General features: G+C 38.2%; 15 protein-coding genes. 2 read left to right on the top strand and 13 right to left on the bottom strand.

Annotated elements, in window-relative coordinates; all coding sequences use genetic code 11:
• Nucleotides 1–5: 5 nt before the first annotated feature.
• The 12 genes from ACN6MT_RS08565 to ACN6MT_RS08510 all read right to left on the bottom strand — a co-directional run bounded on the left by ACN6MT_RS08565 (nucleotide 6) and on the right by ACN6MT_RS08510 (nucleotide 16,294).
• The gene (locus ACN6MT_RS08565; protein ID WP_419955538.1) at nucleotides 6–785 is read right to left on the bottom strand and encodes an SDR family NAD(P)-dependent oxidoreductase; all 780 of its coding nucleotides are present in this window, start codon (nucleotides 783–785) and stop codon (nucleotides 6–8) included.
• 59 nt (nucleotides 786–844) lie between these two features.
• Complete coding sequence (locus ACN6MT_RS08560; protein WP_419955537.1) at nucleotides 845–2,107, bottom strand: ABC transporter substrate-binding protein; 1,263 nt, start codon at nucleotides 2,105–2,107, stop codon at nucleotides 845–847.
• Nucleotides 2,108–2,249: 142 nt separating this feature from the next.
• Nucleotides 2,250–3,392 (bottom strand): response regulator transcription factor, encoded by a 1,143-nt coding sequence (locus tag ACN6MT_RS08555; protein ID WP_419955536.1) that lies wholly within the window; start codon nucleotides 3,390–3,392, stop codon nucleotides 2,250–2,252.
• Nucleotides 3,393–3,397: 5 nt separating this feature from the next.
• Nucleotides 3,398–5,092, bottom strand: coding sequence for a sensor histidine kinase (locus ACN6MT_RS08550; protein WP_419955535.1), 1,695 nt, complete (start codon nucleotides 5,090–5,092; stop codon nucleotides 3,398–3,400).
• A gap of 72 nt (nucleotides 5,093–5,164) precedes the next feature.
• Complete coding sequence (locus ACN6MT_RS08545) at nucleotides 5,165–6,163, bottom strand: LacI family DNA-binding transcriptional regulator (RefSeq protein WP_419955534.1); 999 nt, start codon at nucleotides 6,161–6,163, stop codon at nucleotides 5,165–5,167.
• A gap of 24 nt (nucleotides 6,164–6,187) precedes the next feature.
• Nucleotides 6,188–7,069 carry a DMT family transporter gene (locus ACN6MT_RS08540; protein ID WP_419955533.1) on the bottom strand — a complete coding sequence of 294 codons (882 nt, stop codon included), beginning with the start codon at nucleotides 7,067–7,069 and terminating at the stop codon, nucleotides 6,188–6,190.
• The gene (locus ACN6MT_RS08535) at nucleotides 7,070–8,752 is read right to left on the bottom strand and encodes an amylo-alpha-1,6-glucosidase (protein ID WP_419955532.1); all 1,683 of its coding nucleotides are present in this window, start codon (nucleotides 8,750–8,752) and stop codon (nucleotides 7,070–7,072) included.
• Nucleotides 8,753–8,865: 113 nt separating this feature from the next.
• The gene (locus ACN6MT_RS08530; protein ID WP_419955531.1) at nucleotides 8,866–11,925 is read right to left on the bottom strand and encodes a glycoside hydrolase family 2 TIM barrel-domain containing protein; all 3,060 of its coding nucleotides are present in this window, start codon (nucleotides 11,923–11,925) and stop codon (nucleotides 8,866–8,868) included.
• A gap of 21 nt (nucleotides 11,926–11,946) precedes the next feature.
• Nucleotides 11,947–12,768, bottom strand: a complete 822-nt coding sequence (locus tag ACN6MT_RS08525; protein ID WP_419955530.1) for a carbohydrate ABC transporter permease — start codon at nucleotides 12,766–12,768, stop codon at nucleotides 11,947–11,949.
• Entirely contained in the window at nucleotides 12,765–13,703 is a 939-nt protein-coding gene (locus ACN6MT_RS08520) for a carbohydrate ABC transporter permease (RefSeq protein WP_063251919.1), read from the bottom strand. The genes ACN6MT_RS08525 and ACN6MT_RS08520 overlap by 4 nt, the downstream gene beginning before the upstream one ends.
• Nucleotides 13,704–13,793: 90 nt before the next feature.
• Complete coding sequence (locus ACN6MT_RS08515) at nucleotides 13,794–15,035, bottom strand: ABC transporter substrate-binding protein (protein WP_063251918.1); 1,242 nt, start codon at nucleotides 15,033–15,035, stop codon at nucleotides 13,794–13,796.
• A gap of 392 nt (nucleotides 15,036–15,427) precedes the next feature.
• Nucleotides 15,428–16,294, bottom strand: coding sequence for a LysR family transcriptional regulator (locus ACN6MT_RS08510; RefSeq protein ID WP_419955529.1), 867 nt, complete (start codon nucleotides 16,292–16,294; stop codon nucleotides 15,428–15,430).
• 123 nt (nucleotides 16,295–16,417) lie between these two features.
• Between ACN6MT_RS08510 and ACN6MT_RS08505 the strand changes: the two genes are divergently transcribed.
• Complete coding sequence (locus ACN6MT_RS08505) at nucleotides 16,418–17,119, top strand: CoA transferase subunit A (protein WP_063251916.1); 702 nt, start codon at nucleotides 16,418–16,420, stop codon at nucleotides 17,117–17,119.
• Nucleotides 17,120–17,143: 24 nt separating this feature from the next.
• Nucleotides 17,144–17,797: a CoA transferase subunit B gene (locus ACN6MT_RS08500; RefSeq protein WP_419955528.1), complete on the top strand. Its 654-nt coding sequence runs from the start codon at nucleotides 17,144–17,146 to the stop codon at nucleotides 17,795–17,797.
• Between the two features lie 826 nt (nucleotides 17,798–18,623).
• Here the strand turns inward: ACN6MT_RS08500 and ACN6MT_RS08495 are convergent.
• A complete protein-coding gene (locus ACN6MT_RS08495; protein WP_419955527.1) occupies nucleotides 18,624–20,432 on the bottom strand; it encodes an ABC transporter ATP-binding protein in 1,809 nt (602 codons plus the stop codon).
• Between the last annotated feature and the right edge of the window lie 7 nt (nucleotides 20,433–20,439).

Genomic DNA, 20,439 nt, shown 5'->3' with positions numbered 1-20,439 from the left:
AAAAATCAAGCTAAACCGCCGCCATCAACAATTAAATCTGTTCCCGTTACCCACTCTGATAAGTCACTTGCAAGAAATAAAACTCCCTTGGCGATATCCCTTGGTGTTCCTAGTCTTTCTAACGGCCGGCCTTTTGCAGAGGATACTAAAAAATCATCCTCTTTCACCTGTAATTGCTTCGCTTCATCCCGCAGTAACGGCGTATCGGTATCGCCTGGACATATACAGTTCACACGAATATTTTGCGGACCATGATCAATTGCCATCGCCTTTGTTAAATTCACGACTCCAGCTTTTGCAGCACAATAGGCCGCTGCCTGGTCTCCACCTTTTATTCCCCAGCCAGAGCCGGTATTAATGATACTTCCACCGCCTCCTCTAGCCATAAGAGGAATTAAATATTTAGAAAGGAGATAAATTCCTTTTAAGGAGACATCAATGACCAAATCCCAATCCGGCTCTTCTAAATCAACAACTGTTTTTCTTCTGATAACACCTGCATTGTTAAAAAGGACATCGATGGTACCGTATTTGGTTTCGATATGGTCTCTTACGGCAATACAATCGTTTCCATTGCTTACATCACATTGCAAAAATTCCACCCGATAATCTTTCCTCTGTAATTCAGCTGCGGCCTTTTGACCGTTTTCTTGATGAATATCTACCATAATCACCTTAGCACCCACTTCAGCTAAAAGTGTTGCAGCAGCTAATCCAATCCCTGAGGCTCCACCAGTTACAACACACACCTTGTCCTCTAAACCGAAATAATCTTGAGTTATCATTTTAATACCTCCTGGTAAAAATTGATTTAATCTATAGTAGAAAATCTTTAAACCCTTTTTTACTGCCCTATATATTTCTCTGAATCTATGACAGCATTGTTTAATAATTCTTCCGCATCCTGTTCTAGCATGATGGCATTTATTGCGGAGGATAAATTTCGATTGATTTCATCCCAATTCTTAGTCAGAAGATATGCTGGTGTAGCATTCGCTCTTTCTAGCATTTTATAGAATGGTCCCATTAATGGATCCTGATCTGTTTGCAGCTCTTTCACCATGCTGATACGGACAGGTAAATCTGCTGTTCTCATTTTTATTGCTTCTGGAGAGGAGAAAAACTTCACAAATTCCCATGCTACATCTTTATTTTTTGAGTCCTTTGCAATCGAAATCGCTGAAGAAGAAATAATACCTCTTACTGGTTTTCCACTAAATGCAGGCATTTCAACTGTTCCAAAGTTTACCTTTGCTTTTTTAAACTCTTCCAATGGCCAAATGCCGCTTTCCCACATGGCAATCTTGCTTTTTTTAAAAAACTCTTCACCACTTTGTTGATTTTTACCTCCAACAAGTACAGCACTTTTTTCCTTTACCATGTCTGCAAACATTTTGATAGATTCAATGGTTTCTGGGCTGTTCATGTAGCTGTCGATTTTCTTTCCATCCTCACTAATGAAGCTTGAACCATTACTCCAAACAATCCCTTGAAGATCAAATGTATCGGGTTCTGGTCTTACCCCAAATCCAAACTGCTGGGTAGCAGGATTCGTTAATTTCTTTGCCACACTCCTAAAGTCATCCCATGTCCATCCGTCCTTTGGATATGGAATACCTGCTGCATCGAATAAATCCTTGTTATAATAGATTACCCTTGTGGTAAAACCGGCTGGCATCCCATACAGTTCTCGATACATAGTAGAATAGTTAAAGAGTCCCTGATAAAAATCATTCAAGTCAATAGTGGGGTCTCTTCTGATAAAATTTTCAAGTGGTTCAAGTGATTGAAAATAGGCTGGAAAGTTCCACATATACATAACATCCGGAGGATTTTTTGCACCGAATGCCGCAGCCAGTTTTTGATCAAACTCATCACCATATGCCTCCAGCTGAACCTTGATAAATGGATGTTTTTCTTCAAATTTTTTAGCAATGGCCTCTTGAATTTCTAGTGCCTCTCCTGAATCCCAAGTTGCAAAACGAAGAACGATTATTTCATTGGTTTCCTTCCTAATTTGTTCAGCCCTGCTGTTAGATTGTTGGTCTGAACAGGCAGCCATAACAACTAAAATCAGTGCCAGAACAGTTATCCTGAATTTACTCATCACTAGTTCCTCTTTTTCCTTCAGATATCAGAAACCGCTTTCATTATAACTTGAATGAAAGCGGCCTAGAACTTACTATCATCTTCTTCTTTTTGTACTATTGTTTGAATTTTCTCGAAATAAAGGATAATATGGAATTTTGTTATCTTACATTCTCCTTTTTGTTCTGTCGGTAATCCGAAGGTGTTCTACCCATACATTTTTTAAACCATTTGCTAAAATACTTTCCATCCTGAATACCTATTTTTTCACCAATATCTTGTAAAGGAAGTGAAGTATTTTTAAGAAGTTCACACGCAGCTTTGACTTTCAGCTTTTCTATAAAGGTAATAAAACTTTCTCCAACTGTTTTTTTAAACATAGTGCTAAAATGACTCCGACTTAAGCCCACTTCCCTTGCAATATAGCTTGATGAAAAAGATTGATCTAACTCTTGAATCATGATTTGAACAGCCTTTTGAATGGGAAGCGGCCAATCCTCCATTGAAACCTTAAATTGTTTTTCAAATTTAAACCTATGAAAAAGATTTGTCACTCCATCCATCCATTCCTTCATTCCTCGATTTGGGCCATGAACCATCCAGCGCGTGGAGGGATCTTTACTTCTAGCTTCAACTAAAAGATGTTCAAAATCTGCTTTTGACTTTTCCAAAATAAAAATAAAGGCTTGTTCATGCCCGCAAGGTATTATAGTAAATGGTTTTTCTCCACGATACATTTTCTTTTGAATCGTCTCGATGCTATTTAGTCCGTTTATTAAATAAATATAATAAGGATTCACCATCCATTTCCACTCGTTTGAAAACAGTTCCTCCACTAGCTTGGGAAAGGAATTATCAAAATCACATAACCATTCATAGAATTCCTTTGCTAGATAGGATGAATCATAGGAATTCTGAATATTGGTATGATTAATTTCATTCCCAATGCGTCCAAGGTATTCTTCAAATTGTTGGTCACTAAAGGCTGTTTTCAGGATATAGCCTGAAGCACCAATATTTATCCCCTCTTGTGCAAAAGAGAAGTCTCGATGGCAGCTTAATAATAATATTTTAGTAGTGGGGGAATATTGTTTTATGTTTCTGGCAAGTTCAATTCCAGTCATAACAGGCATGACAATATCTGTTATGACGAGTTCAGGGGAATACTGCTGAAAGAGCTCCCAGGCTTTTTGGCCGTTAGGCGCTTCTGCAATTACTTCCATACCGAATTTTTTCCAGTCAACCGTTGCGATTAATCCCTTTCGAACTATGAGTTCATCATCTGCAATTAATACCTTTATCATCAACATTAACTCCTTTTCGGCCATTTAATGCGAAAGCTTGATTTCATACCCGCAACTGATTCAATTGATAGTCCATACTCATTTCCAAAGTGTAGCCTTATCCGTTGATCGACATTATAAACACCGATTCCTCTCCCATTTACACCCTGATGGTTCGGATCGAGAAGCTTATCCATGGTTTCTTTATTCATTCCTTTGCCGTTATCGGTTAAGGTAAGTTCTAGATACCCAGGTTGTGCGGTGACCTCTAGTTCAATTCTACCTCGGCCATCTTCAAAAGCATGGAAAAAGATATTTTCAAACAGCGGCTGGAGTGACATCCTAGGGATTAAATAGTCCAGACATTCGGGATGAATCGTCTCTATATATTCAAATGTTTGACCATATCGTATCTCTTGGACCTTCAAGTAATGTTGGATGGTCTTGAGTTCTTTTTTTAATGGAATTAATTCATCTGCAAAATTTAAATTTTCATGTAAAACCTCTGTTAAATGGTAGATCATCCCCTGAACTTCCTTCGCTCCTGATAGCCTTGCCTTCCATTGGATTGAGTTTAAGGTGTTAAATAATAAATGAGGGTTAATTTGATAATGAAAAGCCTTTAATTCTGCCTGCCTTTTTAGACGTTCTGTCATGCTGATTTTCTCGATTAATTCCTTGATTTGATTGACCATAACATTAAAGTTTTGAGATAAAATTCCTAATTCATCATTAAATCTTATAGGTATCTGTGTATCTAAATTGCCCTCACTGACCCGCTTCATCGAGGAATTTAGACTTTTAATTCCTCTCGTCAGCGGAACTGAGAAAACGACGGCAAGCACGGATACCAGGATGATGGAAAATAAAATGGCCGCTATCGTATAACGTAAAATCACGGTTGATGATTGATAATAATATTCTTTAGGGATACGAATATGGATATCCCATCCATAGGCTTCAAAGTGGTTATTCCAGATAATGTCTGTAGTCAATTCCTTCTGAGTATTTTTTGTCTTGTAGACAACTTGATTCTTACCATTTTTAAGCGTGATAGAAGCGTGAAGATCATTTTCCAGAAAACCAATGTAAGAGAACAGCTCCTCCGCATTTGTTTCAACTAAAAGTTTACTTCCTTTCAATACCCCAAAATCACTTTCAATGGGAAAAACAAGCCCGATAATCTTTTCATCCTTTTTACCAGTGAAATAATGATCAGTATTATAAAACCCTATCCAGAGATCACCATCTTTTAAGCTATTAATCTCTTTCCAAAATGGCTTTTTGAAGAGTTTATGTATATCCAATCGACTATTTCCATAATAATAACCTGTATTCGTAATCAAATAGATTCCCTTTGTGTCATAGGTTTTATGTGCTTCTAAATATCTTTCAAAGTTTTTGATTTCAATAAACCCAGTATATGTTCTAGGGATTTCCTCCTGTAATATGACTAAGGTGGGATCTGATAAATACTGATTTATATCTTTCGAAACAACATACATTTGCTCGAAAATATTTTCAATCTGTTCGTTTAGTTGAGAAACAGCAAATTGCTCATAATCATTAAATTGTTTATTCACGATCTCAGAGGACTTTCCATAGGATAACAAACCGAATAATAGTAATGGAAACAGGGCTACTATGAGGAAAAAAAGGACCATTTTTGTACGAATGCTTCGAAATGAATAGTTTTTAATTTTTTTTGTAAAATTCTTCAATAATTTTCTCCACCTTGTGAAACAAAATGGGTTAAAGAAAAAAAGAGGAGTGCACAGCACCCCAATAAAACTTTATTTCTTCTGAGGTACAGAAGCACTATCTCTTATAATTAATTTCGTATTAATCGTGATTTTTTTACTAACTTCTCTTTTCGAGGAAAGCCGTTCGATTAGTAAGTCTACAGCCGTTTCCCCCATGATTTCCGTGTAGAGTTTGACCGTCGTAAGAGGAGGAACCATATATTTTGCTGTAGCTACATCATTAAACCCAACAATGCTTAGTTCCTCGGGTATTTTAACCCCTAGTTCATACGCAGCTTTATAACAACCGACTGCAATGGTATCATTCGCAACAAATACGGCTGTTGGTTTAGAATCCGCTTGTAACATTTCTCTTAAATTGATATAACCATCCTTTGGATCGTATCCGCCGATTCTTACCAATTCCTCTTTAAAAATATTTTTTCCTTTTAAATAATTCTCAAAAACGTCCTGTCTTAAATCTTTAAATCGATTTCCGTACATATCCGTTTCTACTCCGCCGATAAAACCAATATTCTCATGACCTAGCTCAGTTAAGTAGTTAAGAGCATTTCTGGTGGCAGAGTTAAAGTCGATCACCACGGAATCAAAATAATATTCGTCCGGATTCGAGTCAACAAAGACACAAGGTTTATTAAAACCTCTAATTTTTTCAATGTCCTTGCTTTTGAAGGTTCCAAGACATAGAATTCCATCAATTTTATTGAGATTTGATTCATTTCCTTCCTTGTCAATTCTGAAAAAATCGATGCTTTTACTTTTTAGCTTTTTTTCTAAAGCAACCCTTATCGACAAGTAATAAGTATCTACTAACTCCTCCTCAAGAGAGAAGGAATCGTATAGTCCTATTTTCCATTTACTCTTTGGCTTTTTCTTCGGAGCCACCACATAGGCTAACTCCTCCGCCGCTTCAAAAACCCGCTTTCTAGTTTCCGGCGAAACATTTAATGTTTCATCATAATTTAATACTCTTGAAACAGTAGTGATTGAAACATTAGCTAAATTGGCTATATCTTTTATCGTGGCCATTATTTCTCCCTACCTACTTGTTATTTAAGTAATTTCTTTTAATTTATTCTTTTTTAAAAAAGGTAATTTGGTTTCTGATATGATGATCGCAATCAGAATAAGGATAGCACCCAGCACCATTTTTATCGTCATCGCTTCATCTAAAATCGCCACAGAAAATACCATACCCCAGAATGATTCTGTTGAGAGAATAATGGCGGCTTTTGTTTCTGTTATCATTTTCTGAGCAACAGTTTGTAATAAATACGCAATCGTAGTTGAAAAGACACCGAGATATAAAAGTGAGAATACACCTTCTTTTTGGATAGCAAAAGAGGTTTCTCCCTTGAAAAGAACAACCATTATACCGATAACCGCAGCGGTTATCATTTGAATCAGTGTTAATAAGACAGGATCTGAATCTTTTACATATTTTGCCGTATAGAAGATATGAAAAGCAAAACCAAAAGCACAGCCAAGTGTCAGCAAATCTCCAATATTGACCTCAGCAGAAAGCTTAAGTGACAATATCCCTACACCTATCATCGCTAAAACAGCGCCAGTTAGTTCATACATATCGATTTTTCGCTTATACATCACAAATGCTATAAACGGAACGATCACGACATTCACAGCCGTTAAGAAGGCATTTTTGGATGGTGTCGTATATTGAAGTCCCACCGTTTGAAGCGCAAAGGCCACATACAAAAAGATACCAATAATAGCACCTTGGATAATAGTGGCTTTACGTATATTTTTCAGTCTTTTATGAAAAATAACACTTAAAATGACGGCCCCAATTAAAAATCTTATTGCCAAAATTTGATAGGGAGTAAAATGTTCCAAGGCAATCGCACTGGCAACAAATCCACTTCCCCATATAATCGCTGTAATCGTAAGGGCTAGTTCTCCCATATATTTTTGCATTTAATCACCCCTAAGATTATCTTCCAATAACAATAAAAATACGCTCGAAGTCCAAGTGAAGGATGTATCCACAAGCCCTTTTCCAGTAAGTGGATCAAAGTTTTCAGCCATTCCGCCTACAAGAGTGAGTTCAAGAAATTTATCCCTTAGACGATTGGCAGCCTGTTCGTATCCATAACGTTTCATAGAATCTATAAACAGATACGTAACTGGCGCCCAAATTGGTCCAAGCCAATATCCATTTTCTTTGTAATAGTTACTCGTGATACTTTCAGTAGCCAAGCCATATCTAGTCTCAAAGTTCTCTTCAAGGTCTAGCACTAACCGATCCATTATCTCTTTATCCAAACGATAGCCAATGATAACCGGCAGCCTGAGGATTAAACTTGTTCGAATCATGATTTTCTCAGCATGTTTACCAACACGCCCATAAAAGCCGTCTTCATCATACAGTCTCTCCAGTAAAAGAGTAAACAAAGAATCTGCTTTTTCTTTAAATCTTTCTGCTTCCGCTTTTTCACCTAAAACTTCCGCGAAAGAGGAGAGAATATCATAGGTTCGAATTAAAAAACTAGCAAGGTCCGGTGCTTCCACAGGCATTCCCACATGAAATAAAGAGGCATTATCCCAGCCGGAATCATTTCCATGTTTATAGTGTGGCAGCCTTTCTGAATAGGTCCGGTAAGTATCAAAATAGCTCATTACTTTTTTAGTAGACTCGTAAACCGCTCTCAGACGGTGTGCTTCTTTAAAATAATCATTTCTTTCCATTAACTGCTCATAGACATAAGCAAAAATCGGCGGCTTAATACAATTATAAGAGATAAATTTATCATTGACAAAATCTGGGTAAGCACCAGATTGATCTTGGGTGTCCATGAATATCTTCAATTGGGCAAAGGCTAATTCAGGGTAATGTTCCCCTAAATTTAATGCGTTAAAGCAGTTGTCCCACGACCAAATATTATACATCCACAGCTTAGACATATACATGGCATAATCCTTCAGCAGTCCATCCGGATGAACGACGCTCGACCATGTAATATAGGAAGCCCTTTCCACCGAAGGCAGATAGTGCGTTTCTTCATATCCTTTTTTCATCTTGTTAAACCATTCCTGATAGAGCCGCTCAACCTGGTCTCTTCCTATATTAAAAGGAAGATGATTCTTTTTTTGATAAACCGTTCGATAGCTTTCGATGACGAATTGCCCATTTCTTAATCGCATATCAATAAAATCGTTTCCGATGATATTCCAAGGTGCCTCGACAGACATCCTGCCATTCAGGTTCAAAATCATTAATTTTAATTCCTTTGGGTAGATGTGGTATTCGTACATCCCATCTTCCAATTCCATTAATGTATCATATTTTCCCTTTGTAGCTCTCAACCGAAGTTCTACATCCTGCACTTCAATATGGAGTTCATCTTCTTCAGGAAGAATGATTTCTGCAACACGTTTAGAAGTCCCTTTTAAATAGAAGGACAAGGAAGTCTCCGAAGCACGAACTTCGTATTCTTTTTCAACTCCATCTACTACGATATCAACTTGAAAAAGTTGGGACGGGGCATCATCACCGCCGTGAACATCTCGTATATAAACATTCCCGGAATCCTTTTCTTGAGAGATGCAAAAATAGGATCCAAATCTGGAGAATGGTATTTCTGTAATATCTAATTTCATCCCATTTCACCTCATAAATAGCTATAATTCCAAATAAGCAGGGTGGTTTCCCTGCTTTTTGAAATGGATCTTTTCTCAAACTTTGTTACTTTTTAGAAAAATTAAGAGATATTTTATCGAGCTCTAAAATATTTACTCTCTTCCACTAAATTGTCTCGATGAACACTTCTGATTTCCAGCTGGATTTCAAAGTCTTCAACACCAACCCGATAAGCTGGAAGCTGCTCCTCACCACAGCTGTTACTGCCAAGTCCACTCTGTCGATAATCAATCGTCAACACGTTGAACGGAGACTTTTTTATTTTCCCACGGTGTGTCGCTTCTTCTAATGCACTTGTTTCATAATCATGAATCGTAAAATCTCTCATTTCTTTGAAATTAAAAAGAATAGACTGATTTCCTTTCGTTAGGGCTAAGAAAGAGGTATCACATCTTGAACCATTCTCCTGCGGATAGACATAATCGGTATGCATTTCCTCCACATGCTTTTGATAAAGGCCAATGCTTTGACTTCTCTTGCTATCCTGGTAACTTTCTGAATCTCCTCTGCCATACCATGTAACATTATTATACTCTTTGTTAACATGCATCGTAATTCCGATTCTAGGAAGTAATTCAGGAATCTCTTTCCCTCTAATAATCTTAGAGCCTTTCAATTGGATGTTTAACGCACCCGCTTGGGTAATCCGATAATGATACGTCAAATGAAAGCCCCATGCTTGATTGACACTGGATAGGTATTTACTAATTTCAATATCTGCATATTCTTCCGTCAGCTGATAATTAAAGGAAACCAATTGTTCCTTTGCATTTTTTAGAAAGTATTTATTGATCCAAGCATCCTTCTTATACATATCATTATCAATAACCGCTCGCCAAAGTGTAAGTTCAGGTCCTTTTTCGATAATTTCTTCGCCATTTAATCTATGGGATACGAGGACGCCATGAATCTTTGAAAAAACAGTTTTAAAATGCTCATTTTCTAATCGCAGCTGTCCAAAATTTTCCTCAATCGAAATCGTTGTTCCACCCTCACGCTTACTTACCACCATTTTTTTCACCTTTGTCGCTTCGAGTAAAAAACTTTCACTAGTGATGAGATGACCTTCATTTGCAAATAAAGTATTCTCTGGTTCTAAATAACTTAATTTTATCCGGACATCATCATATTTTAAGGCTTCCTCAAGATTTAATGGCAGCACCATTTCCATCTCTTCTTGTGCAGGAATATTTGGAAGTATCATATTCTTTTCATCTATTAATTGATCAAATGATTCTACCTTAATATGCAGCTTGATACCTTCCAGATTTCTAAAATCAAATCTGTTTTTCAACCGAATCTTAAGCTGATTAAGGTTTACTGCTTCCGTAACAATCGGTTCGATCACCTTTTTGTATTCAATTAGACCCGGGGATGGTGTCCGGTCGGGGAATACCAGTCCATCGATGCAGAAGTTTCCGTTCGTAGGAAAATCTCCGTAATTTCCACCATAGAGATAATAGATATTTCCATCTTCATCCACACTTTCAATTCCATGGTCATACCATTCCCATACAAATCCACCCTGTAAGCGCGGGTATTTTCTCATGACTTCTTGGTATTCTGTCAGGCCTCCAGGTCCATTACCCATTGCGTGACCATATTCACATAAGATATGCGGTTTTTTCCCTTCAGCATCCTGCCCGATTTCTTCAAGAGCCTTTAATCTAGTGTACATCGTCGTATACATGTCACTGTAGGCTGCATGACGATCTCCCTCATAATGTACCAATCTAGTAGCGTCAATTTCCTTGATTGCTTGATACATAGCAGTGAAATTTCTACCTTGACCAGATTCATTTCCTAAGGACCAAATAATTACACTCGGGTGGTTTCGGTCCCTTTTTACCATTCGGACTGCCCGGTCCACGTACTGCTTCTCCCATAATTCATTGTCACTAATCCAATTATAATTCCCCGTGTTTTCAAAGCCATGGCACTCTAAATCAGTTTCATCAATTACATAGAGTCCATATTCATCACAAAGGTCATAGAAAATATCATTGTTTGGATAATGAGCCGTTCTGACTGCATTGATATTATGCTTCTTCATTAAGAGTACATCCTGAAGCATATCCTCGTAGGTAACCGTCCTGCCCATCCTTGGATTAAAGTCATGACGATTGACGCCATTAAAGAAAATCCTTTTTCCGTTTAGTCTAATTTCATTATTCGTAATATCAATCGATCTGACTCCAAATCTTAGTGGAATAAACTCTACTTCGCCACTTGGTAACCGATACTCGAGGACAGCCATGTATAGATTCGGTTCTTCGGCATTCCATAATAACGGGTCAATCATTTCCCTTACTGCCTGAAATTCACCATTCACAATTTCAACAGGGAAACAATCAATCTCTGTATCTTGTTGCAGCAGCTTCACGTTCAAGCTAGTAACATCTGCCGTTAAAAACCTGCCCGTTAATTTGAATGTAAAATCTTTGAAATCCTCATCAGGCAAGGTTTCAATATAGACATCCTGCAGCGTGTTTTGATTCAGTCGATATAATTCTACACTTCTAAAAATACCAGAAAGCCACCACATATCCTGATCTTCTAGATAGGTTCCATCAGAAAACTGGTACACTCTAACGGTCAATCGATTCGATCCCTCTCGAAGATATGGGGTTAAGTCAAATTCTGACGGCATCCGTGAACCCTTACTAAAGCCAACATGATGACCGTTCGCATAGAGATCAAAGGCAGAATCAACACCATTAAATTTCACGATGATTTTTTCGTCTACCTTTATATCTTCCAAAGTTATATCCTTGAAATAGATTCCTGTTGGATTTTCCTGCGGTACAAATGGCGGATTAATTGGAAACGGATATAACACATCAGTATAATGCATATTTCCATAACCCTTTAACTGCCAGCAGGACGGTACTTCGATATCATCTAGCTGATTGATTTCGAAGTTCTCCGCTTCAAAGTGTTCTGGTGAAAATTCAGGTGCCTCTAGGAATAGAAACTTCCAATTCCCATCTAGTGACATATATCCTTTACTCTGTTCTTTATTTAATTGGATTGCTTCAGTAAGCTCACGATATCTGTAAAAATCAGTATGTGCCGGAAGCCTATTTAGTGCCGTAAGATGGATATTTTCCCATCTTTTCATTTCACGTTGCATTACATCTTCCTCCGAACTTTTTTACTTGATGGAACCGCTTATACCCTCAACAATATATTTCTGTGCAAAGGCAAAAACGATTACTGGCGGGATAATCATCACAAGTGTCATCGCCATAATAGGGATAATTTGAAGCTCATGAACACCTTGGAATGATGCTAAACCAAGTGCCATTGTATATTTAGATTGGTCATTTAAATAAATGAGCGGACCTAAGTAGTCATTCCAAACCAAAATGATATTTAATACAGCGATTAACGTTAAAGGTGCCTTCATGATAGGCAGGAAAATTTTATAAAAAATTTGAAATTCGTTTGCTCCGTCAATTCTCGCTGCATTTTCTAAATCTTTCGGAATGTTCATTAAGAACTGCCTGAGCAAAAAGATATTATAGGCAGACCCAAAAAATGCCGGGATAATTAATGGCTTCAATGTATTGATCCAGCCAAATAAATTAAATTCCATATAAAGTGGAATCATCGTTACATCCCACGGAATCATCATCGTGGACAAAAGCAAAATAAACAGAAAGTTCTTGTATTTAAAATCGTACCTGGCAAAGCCATATGCCACTAATGAACAGGATATAAGCTGCCCAATGGTCGTTAACACCGTAACAATCATGGAGTTCTTAAAATAAATTCCAAACGGCTGGCTATTCCAAGCATCCATAAAGTTACTAAGTAGTGGTACATCAGGGATAAACTTTGGTGGAAAGCTAAATACTTCCCCTTCTGTTTTAAGCGCAGTAATCAATGCCCAGATAAAAGGAAATAGGAAATAAAGGGAAAACAGAACAAGAATGCTATACATGATGAATTTATATTTTCGCGTCAGCTTCATTTTCCTTTACCTCCCTTTTTTTCCTTTTTCACTTCAGCTTCATAGAATACCCATGCAGACGAAGACTTAAAGATTAACATCGTCAATAGAAGAATGATAATAAACATAAACCAAGCGTTTGCACTCGCATAGCCGAGTTCATGATGTTTAAAGGCATTATTATAGACAAATAATCCATAGAAATAAGTAGATTTTAATGGTCCCCCGCCCGTTAAAAGGAGTACCAATGTTAATTGCTGTAATGCCGCAATAACAGAAGTGATGACATTAAAAAGAATCGTTGGTGTAATAGTAGGAATCGTAATACTAATGAATTGCCTAATTGGACCTGCCCCATCGATTGAAGCAGCCTCATACATTTCATGAGGAATTCCTTTAATATCTGTGTAGAAGATTAACATCATCGAACCAACACCCCAAGCACTTGCAATCACAATGGTTACGATCGCCCACTTTGGATCAATCAGCCAGTTTGGTCCTTCGATACCTAGTAAAGACAATATATAATTTAAAACTCCATATTCTGAGTTAAACATCCAACCCCATATAATCGAAACAGCTACACCGGATACTACAGCCGGTAAATAGAAGATGGTCCTGAATACCTTAATCCCTTTGATAGGCTGAGTGATTAGCAGCGCTAGCACTAAAGCAACCAAGAGGTTTAATGGAACAAAGATGAGTGCAAATTTCAAGGTAATCCAAAGAGAATCATAGAACTGGGGATCAGCAGTAAACATAGTACTGAAGTTATCGAAGCCAATAAATTTGGCTTCACCCGCAATGGGCCAATCAAACAAACTCATAATCAATGAAAAAACTAAAGGTCCTAATGTAAAAACGATAAAGCCAATAATCCACGGTAGTATAAATAGAAAGGGCACTCTTTTACGAACTAATGTAAATTTCTTTTGTTTGTTTTTTTTAGTAAACATATTTCCCTCTTAAATGGTTTTGACCTATTGAAATCAGATTTAAATGAGAGTATATCAGGTTGTTCACCTGATATACTCCAAATTATATTTTTACTTAATTACACTATTTAAAGCTTCTTTAGGGTCGACACGTGTACTTGGATTAAAGATTTCTTCAAAGACTAAGCTTAGATCATCAGACAACTTACTCCAGTCATCCGTTACAAATGATGTAGGGTTATAGCCTTCACTTTGTTCAAGCATAGAATAAAAGACACTTTTGATCGGATCCTCTTGGAGTTTTTCTGATTCAACAACACTTTTTAATACCGGAAGTTCGAAAGAAAGTCTTTCTTTATTTGCTTGTTCCCCTGTCCAAAACTCCATAAATTTAAATGCAGCTTCTTTGTGCTTAGAATCCTTTGACATTGCAATACCAGAGGAGCTGACAATACTTGCACTCGGTTTATCACCAAACGATGGGATTTCAACAACACCATAGTTAATTCCAGCCTCTTTAAACGCTTCAAGATACCATGCACCATTAATAAACATACCTACTCGGTTGGTCTTGAATTCTGTATCACCCCAGCCTTCTGTGGTGATAGCAATTTCATCTTTCAACATGTTTTGGAACATAGTAAAAGTTTCAATTGCTTTTTTAGAATTTATGTTGCCGTCTAAATTACCTTTACTATCGACATAAGAAGCACCATTGCCCCATAAATACATTTCAAAATCATATGGATCCGGTTTTCCTGGGAATGCAAAACCAGTAATCTTCTTATCCTTATCTGTCAGCTTCTTAGCTGTTTCCTGAAGGTCTTTCCATGTCCAGCCAGCCTTTGGATACTCAATACCTTTTTCATCAAATAAATCCTTATTGTAGTAAACAACATGTGTTGTATAACCTACAGGGAGTCCGTAAACATCACCATCAACAGCATTATAGTTCCATAACGCTTCATAGAAATTTCCTTTGTACTCTTCACCTTTATCTTCTATATAAGAATCAAGCGGTTCAAGTGCATCTTTATATTGAGGATAATTCCACATATACATGATGTCTGGGGCGTCCTTCGCACCAATACCTGCAGTAATTTTTGTATCATAATCACCGCCGTAAGCTTCTAAAACTACCTCAATATCGCTATTTTCCGCATTAAATTGATCAATTAATTTTTGCTGCAGATCTACGTCATCTCCAACATCCCAAGTCGCAAACCTTAACTTAACCTTTCCATCTTCAGCTTTCTCTCCGTTCGTATCAGATGATGAACTGCAAGCTGATAAAAGCAGTGTGGCTATAATAGTAAAAAGGAAAAACAATTTCATTTTCTTTTGAACCTTCATTCTATCCCTCCTAGTAGTTTATAGGGTTATTATAATAGCAGTTTTACTAAAAGTAAATGCTTTCATATGTTATTTTACTAAAAATATTTTGGTATATTTGTAATTATTAATTTTTATATAATGGTAAAATTATACTTTCCTATGTATTGAATTCTCAGTTAATCCCTTGGAATTCTGGTAATAAAGCTTGTTTTATAGAAATCCTAACCTCAAGTCATATATTTTTATGGCAAGGTAATATATATAGAAATTATGAAGAGGATTTTAGTAAAATTGTTTTGAAGTTGAGGGAAATTTTACCTAAAGGGTGACATGCTAAATAAAAAAGGCGATTCAGTAAACTGAAATCGCCTTTTACAATTTTTTTTGCAAAAAAGTATAGCCGCTCCATTCTAGAACATCTTTAAAACTTCCTTCAAGGCATAAGAGTGATATGCCTCCTTTTTCGTAATGATGCCCAGTCTCCAGTGTAATGTTGGCTCTGCTAATGGAACGATTTGAACATTGGGGTTATTTTGTTTCGAGTAAATAGACTTTGGCAGCAGTGTAATGCCAAACTCTGAGGAAACAAGTTCGACGATTAAATCCCACTGCGAACTTTGATAGGAAACTTTAGGTATAAACCCTGCCTCTAAACAAACATTTTTAATATAGTCATGCAATGTAAATTCATCTGAAAAAAGAATAAACTTCTCGTCTTTTAACTCGCTAATCCCAAGGATGCTTCTTTTTGCCAGCGGGTGCTTTTTATGTACATAGAGGACAAATTCATCTGTGATAAACGGATGCACATTAAACTTTGATGTGTCGGCTGGAAGAACGACAATTCCGAGGTCAACCTGTCCGTTTTCAACGAGCTGACCGATTAATTTTGCACCACGTTCCACTAAATGCAGGGAAACGTTAGGGTACATTTCCTGAATCTGTCTCGCTATATTTGGAAAAAACAATGTACCAATTAGCGGTGGAATCCCTATTTTGATTTCACCTGATACGACATTCTTTAAGTCGTCAAGCAGGATGGTGATCTCATTCAGAGACTCCAATGCTTTTTGTGCTTGCTCAAATACAATTTGTCCAGCATCGGTTAACCGTAAATGGCGAGTTGAACGGTCGAACAATTCTACCTCTAATTCTTCTTCTAGCTTTTTCACCGCCTTACTGAAAGAAGGCTGTGATAGATAGGAATGAGCTGCCGCTTTTGTAAAGCTTTGATGAATGACTACTTCAATAAAAGACTTCAAGTCACGTAGTTCCAAGGTAAACCCTCCATTTATTCCAGATATTCATACTATTTATTCTTTTTATGTATTTTACTTATAAATAAACAACCTGTAAACTTTTAGGTAATAGAATATTCAGAATAAGTGGAGGCGATAGTTGTGAAAAAAGGTAAATTGTTTTCTTCTTTTTCGGAAGCGGTTTCAGATATTCAGGATGGTGCTACGTTAATTGTCGGCGGCTTTGGTTTATGTGGCATTCCAGAGCATGCTATTCATGCTTTGGTTGAAAAAGGAACAAAGGATTTAACAGTAGTCAGTAACAATTGTGGAGTCGATGACTGGGGTTTAGGGCTCCTCCTTGCAAACAAGCAAATTAAGAAAATGGTGTCATCGTATGTTGGCGAAAACAAAATTTTTGAAAAGCAATTTTTAAGTGGTGAACTTGAAGTGGAATTGACTCCACAAGGCACCTTAGCTGAGCGTATACGAGCTGGCGGTGCAGGGATCCCAGGTTTCTATACAGCAACAGGTATTGGAACCCCGATTGCTGAAGGGAAAGAAGTGAAGGAATTTGATGGAAGAACCTATCTGCTTGAACGCGGAATTGTTGGGGACTTCGCTCTTGTGAAAGCCTGGAAAGCAGATACCCTAGGTAACCTCGTTTACCGGAAAACATCACGCAATTTCAATCCACTCGCAGCGATGGCAGGTAAAATTACGATTGCTGAGGTCGAAGAAATCGTCGAAGCGGGCGAGTTAGATCCAGATGAAATCCATACACCAGGTATTTATGTACAGCGTATTTTACTTGGTACCAACTATCAAAAGCGGATTGAACGTCGGACAGTTGTTCAGGCATAATTCGATAAAAAGGAGCGGATGAAAATGAGAGATACTCGTTTAACCATTGTAAAAAGAGCGGTTCAGGAAATTAAAGATGGAATGAATGTGAACCTTGGAATCGGAATGCCGACACTTGTTGCGAATGAGATTCCACAGGATTTCAACGTATTATTACAGTCGGAAAACGGACTGCTCGGTATCGGTCCCTACCCGGTTGATGGTCAGGAAGATCCTGATTTGATTAATGCAGGAAAAGAAACGATTACAACCGTACCTGGTTCTTCCTTTTTCGACAGTGCTGAATCCTTTGCGATGATTCGCGGCGGTCATATCGATCTTGCCATCCTTGGCGGCATGGAAGTGTCCGAAAATGGTGATCTTGCAAACTGGATGATTCCAGGAAAGATGGTCAAAGGAATGGGCGGGGCGATGGACCTTGTGAATGGCGCTAAACGGGTCGTGGTAATTATGGAACATGTTAACAAACATGGTGAATCGAAAATTAAGAAAGAATGCACTCTTCCATTGACTGGTAAACAAGTGGTACACCGTCTCATTACCGATCTTGCCGTCTTTGATTTTACACCAAATGGAATGGTGCTCATTGAAACAGCTAGTGGCATAACAGTCGAGGAAGTGAAACAAAAAACTGAAGCTGCATTTACAGTGTCCCAACAACTTTTAGAGGTAAGATAGAGATAAAAAGAACCTTCGAGCTAAGAGTGATAAAACACGTGACGAATCCTTCTGGCGGCTTAGGGAGTTTTGACCTCATGACTCTGGATTGAGGACAAATCTTTCTCGCAGCTCGAGGGTTTTGTCCTCAAGACACTGGATTGAGGACAATTCTTTCTTGCAGTACGAGGGTTTTGTCCTCAAGACCCTGGATTGAGGACAAATCTTTCTCGCAGTACGAGGGTCTTGTCCTCAAGACCCCGGATTGAGGACAAATCTTTCTCGCAGTACGAGGGTTTTGTCCTCAAGACCCTGGATTGAGGACAAATCTTTCTTGCAGTACGAGGGTTTTGTCCTCAAGACCCTCGATTGAGGACAAATCTTTCTCGCAGCTTAAGGGTTTTGTCCTCAAGACCCCGGATTGAGGACAAATCCTTCTCGCAGCTCGAGGGTTTTGTCCTCAAGACACTGGATTGAGGACAAATCCTTCTTGCAGTACGAGGGTTTTGTCCTCAAGACACTGGATTGAGGACAAATCCTTCTTGCAGTACGAGGGTTTTGTCCTCAAGACCCTGGATTGAGGACAAATCTTTCTTGCAGCTCGAGGGTTTTGTCCTCAAGACCCCGGACTATGGACTAACACTCTTGCGGCATCTAAGATTAGTACCAAGTTCACAGATATGCTCAAGATTTTAGTTGAAAGAACAAAAAAGACGATTCGAGGAAGACCGAATCGTCTTTTTGCTTTGACTTCATTTCTACTCCTCTAAATACTGGAGTTTTGTGTGAACATCCACCAATCATGCCAATTACTTGATGACAAAAAAACGAACAGAAAGAAACGGATTTACATCTTATATTGCGCCCTTACCAATTCATAGTAAACCCCTTGCTTCTCCATTAATTGCTCATGATTTCCCTGCTCCAGGATTTTCCCGTGGTCTAGGACAATGATCTTATCAGCTTCTCTAATAGTTGAGAGCCTATGCGCAATCATAATCGCTGTTCTTCCTTTTAATAAAGTCCTTAGGGCATTTTGTATCTTTACTTCCGTCTCCGTATCAATACTGGCAGTTGCTTCATCAAGGATAAGGATTTTCGGATACGCTAGGAGTGCCCTCGCGAAGGAGAGCAGCTGGCGTTGACCAACAGACAGAATATTCCCCCGCTCTTCAACCTCTGTTTGATAGCCATTGGAAAGCTTAGTTATGAATGTATCCGCCCCTACTGCTTTTGCTGCGGCAATTACTTCTTCATCACTCGCCCGCGAGTTCCCAAACCGAATGTTTTCCATAATAGTCCCTGAAAAGATAAATGTATCCTGCAGGACCACGCTAATTTGTGAACGAAGATTTGCAATAGACAGTTCTTGAATCGGATGGTTATCAATCTTGACCACACCTGCAGTCGCGTCATAAAATCGGCTGACTAAATTCGCAATGGTCGTTTTTCCAGAGCCCATATGTCCAACAAGAGCTACTGTCTGACCCGCTTTGATAGAAAAAGAAATGCCGTTTAACGCTTTTCGTTCTGCGTTATAGGAGAATTCTACATCCTCAAAATCAATATTTCCCTCGATGGAGGGAAGTACCAACGGCTTAGCAGCCTCTGCCACAATCGGTCGTTCATCTAAAAACTCAAATATCCGCTCAGATGACGCCATTCCAATCAAAAGCTGGTTATACAACTGGCCCATTCTGGATATTGGCTCCCAGAACATTCCTAAATAAAAGGCAAAGGAGACAAATTCGCCAATGGTACATTCCCCGTTCATGATAAGAACCGCCCCATACCAGATGAGTATAGCTGTACCGATAGCATTTGTTATTTCAACAAATGGGCCAAACATGGCATTTTTCCGGACCGCTTGCTGCCAAGTTACGAAGTTATCTTTATTCATTTCCTTAAAGAATTGGTTGTTTTCTGATTCTTGAGTAAATGTCTGCGTAACGCGAATGCCTTGAATACTTTCATTTAAATGTGAGTTTATCTTTGACTGGATTAAACGCACCTGTTGCCAAGACAAGCGGATTTTTTTACGCAGGTTTGTAGAGATGAAAAACATGATCGGCAGGATGACCATGATAGCAATCGTAAGTTTCGCATTGATTGAAAACAAAATAAAAATAGTTGCAACCAATAAGAGAATATCTGTTAATAGATTAATAACCCCGTTTGTAAACAACTCCTGCAGGGAGTTAATGTCATTCATAATCCTCACAAGAATAGACCCGGCTGAGCGCTGGTCAAAGAATCGGTGGGAAAGGGACTGTACATGTGTAAATAAGTGTTTACGCAAATCATAAATGACATTTTGCCCCAGCTGGTTCATCCAGCGGATCCTTAATGCATTGACGCTATAGGACAATACATATAACCCGGTAATGATAGATACAAGCTGAATTAATAGAGTTGTATCTTTTTCAATAAGGGCACGGTCAAGAGTATACACCCCAATCAAAATAGGAATAAGCAGGCGGATCGCTGCTGAAATGATTACAGTCATGAACGAGAGCGGCAGTAAATTCTTTGCATATGGTTTTATATATTGTAATAACCGCCACATTTGTTTCCAGTTAAATGATTTATCAATCACCTGATCCTGCGAGTAGTGAAACCGCTCCAATATCTGTTTATTCCTCTGAATCTCTCTCATATTTTCA

It is taken from the genome of Neobacillus niacini (genome assembly GCF_048572935.1).
In the GTDB taxonomy this organism is placed as follows: Bacteria; Bacillota; Bacilli; order Bacillales; family Cytobacillaceae; genus Neobacillus; species Neobacillus niacini.
This window is presented reverse-complemented; position numbering and strand designations above follow the sequence as displayed.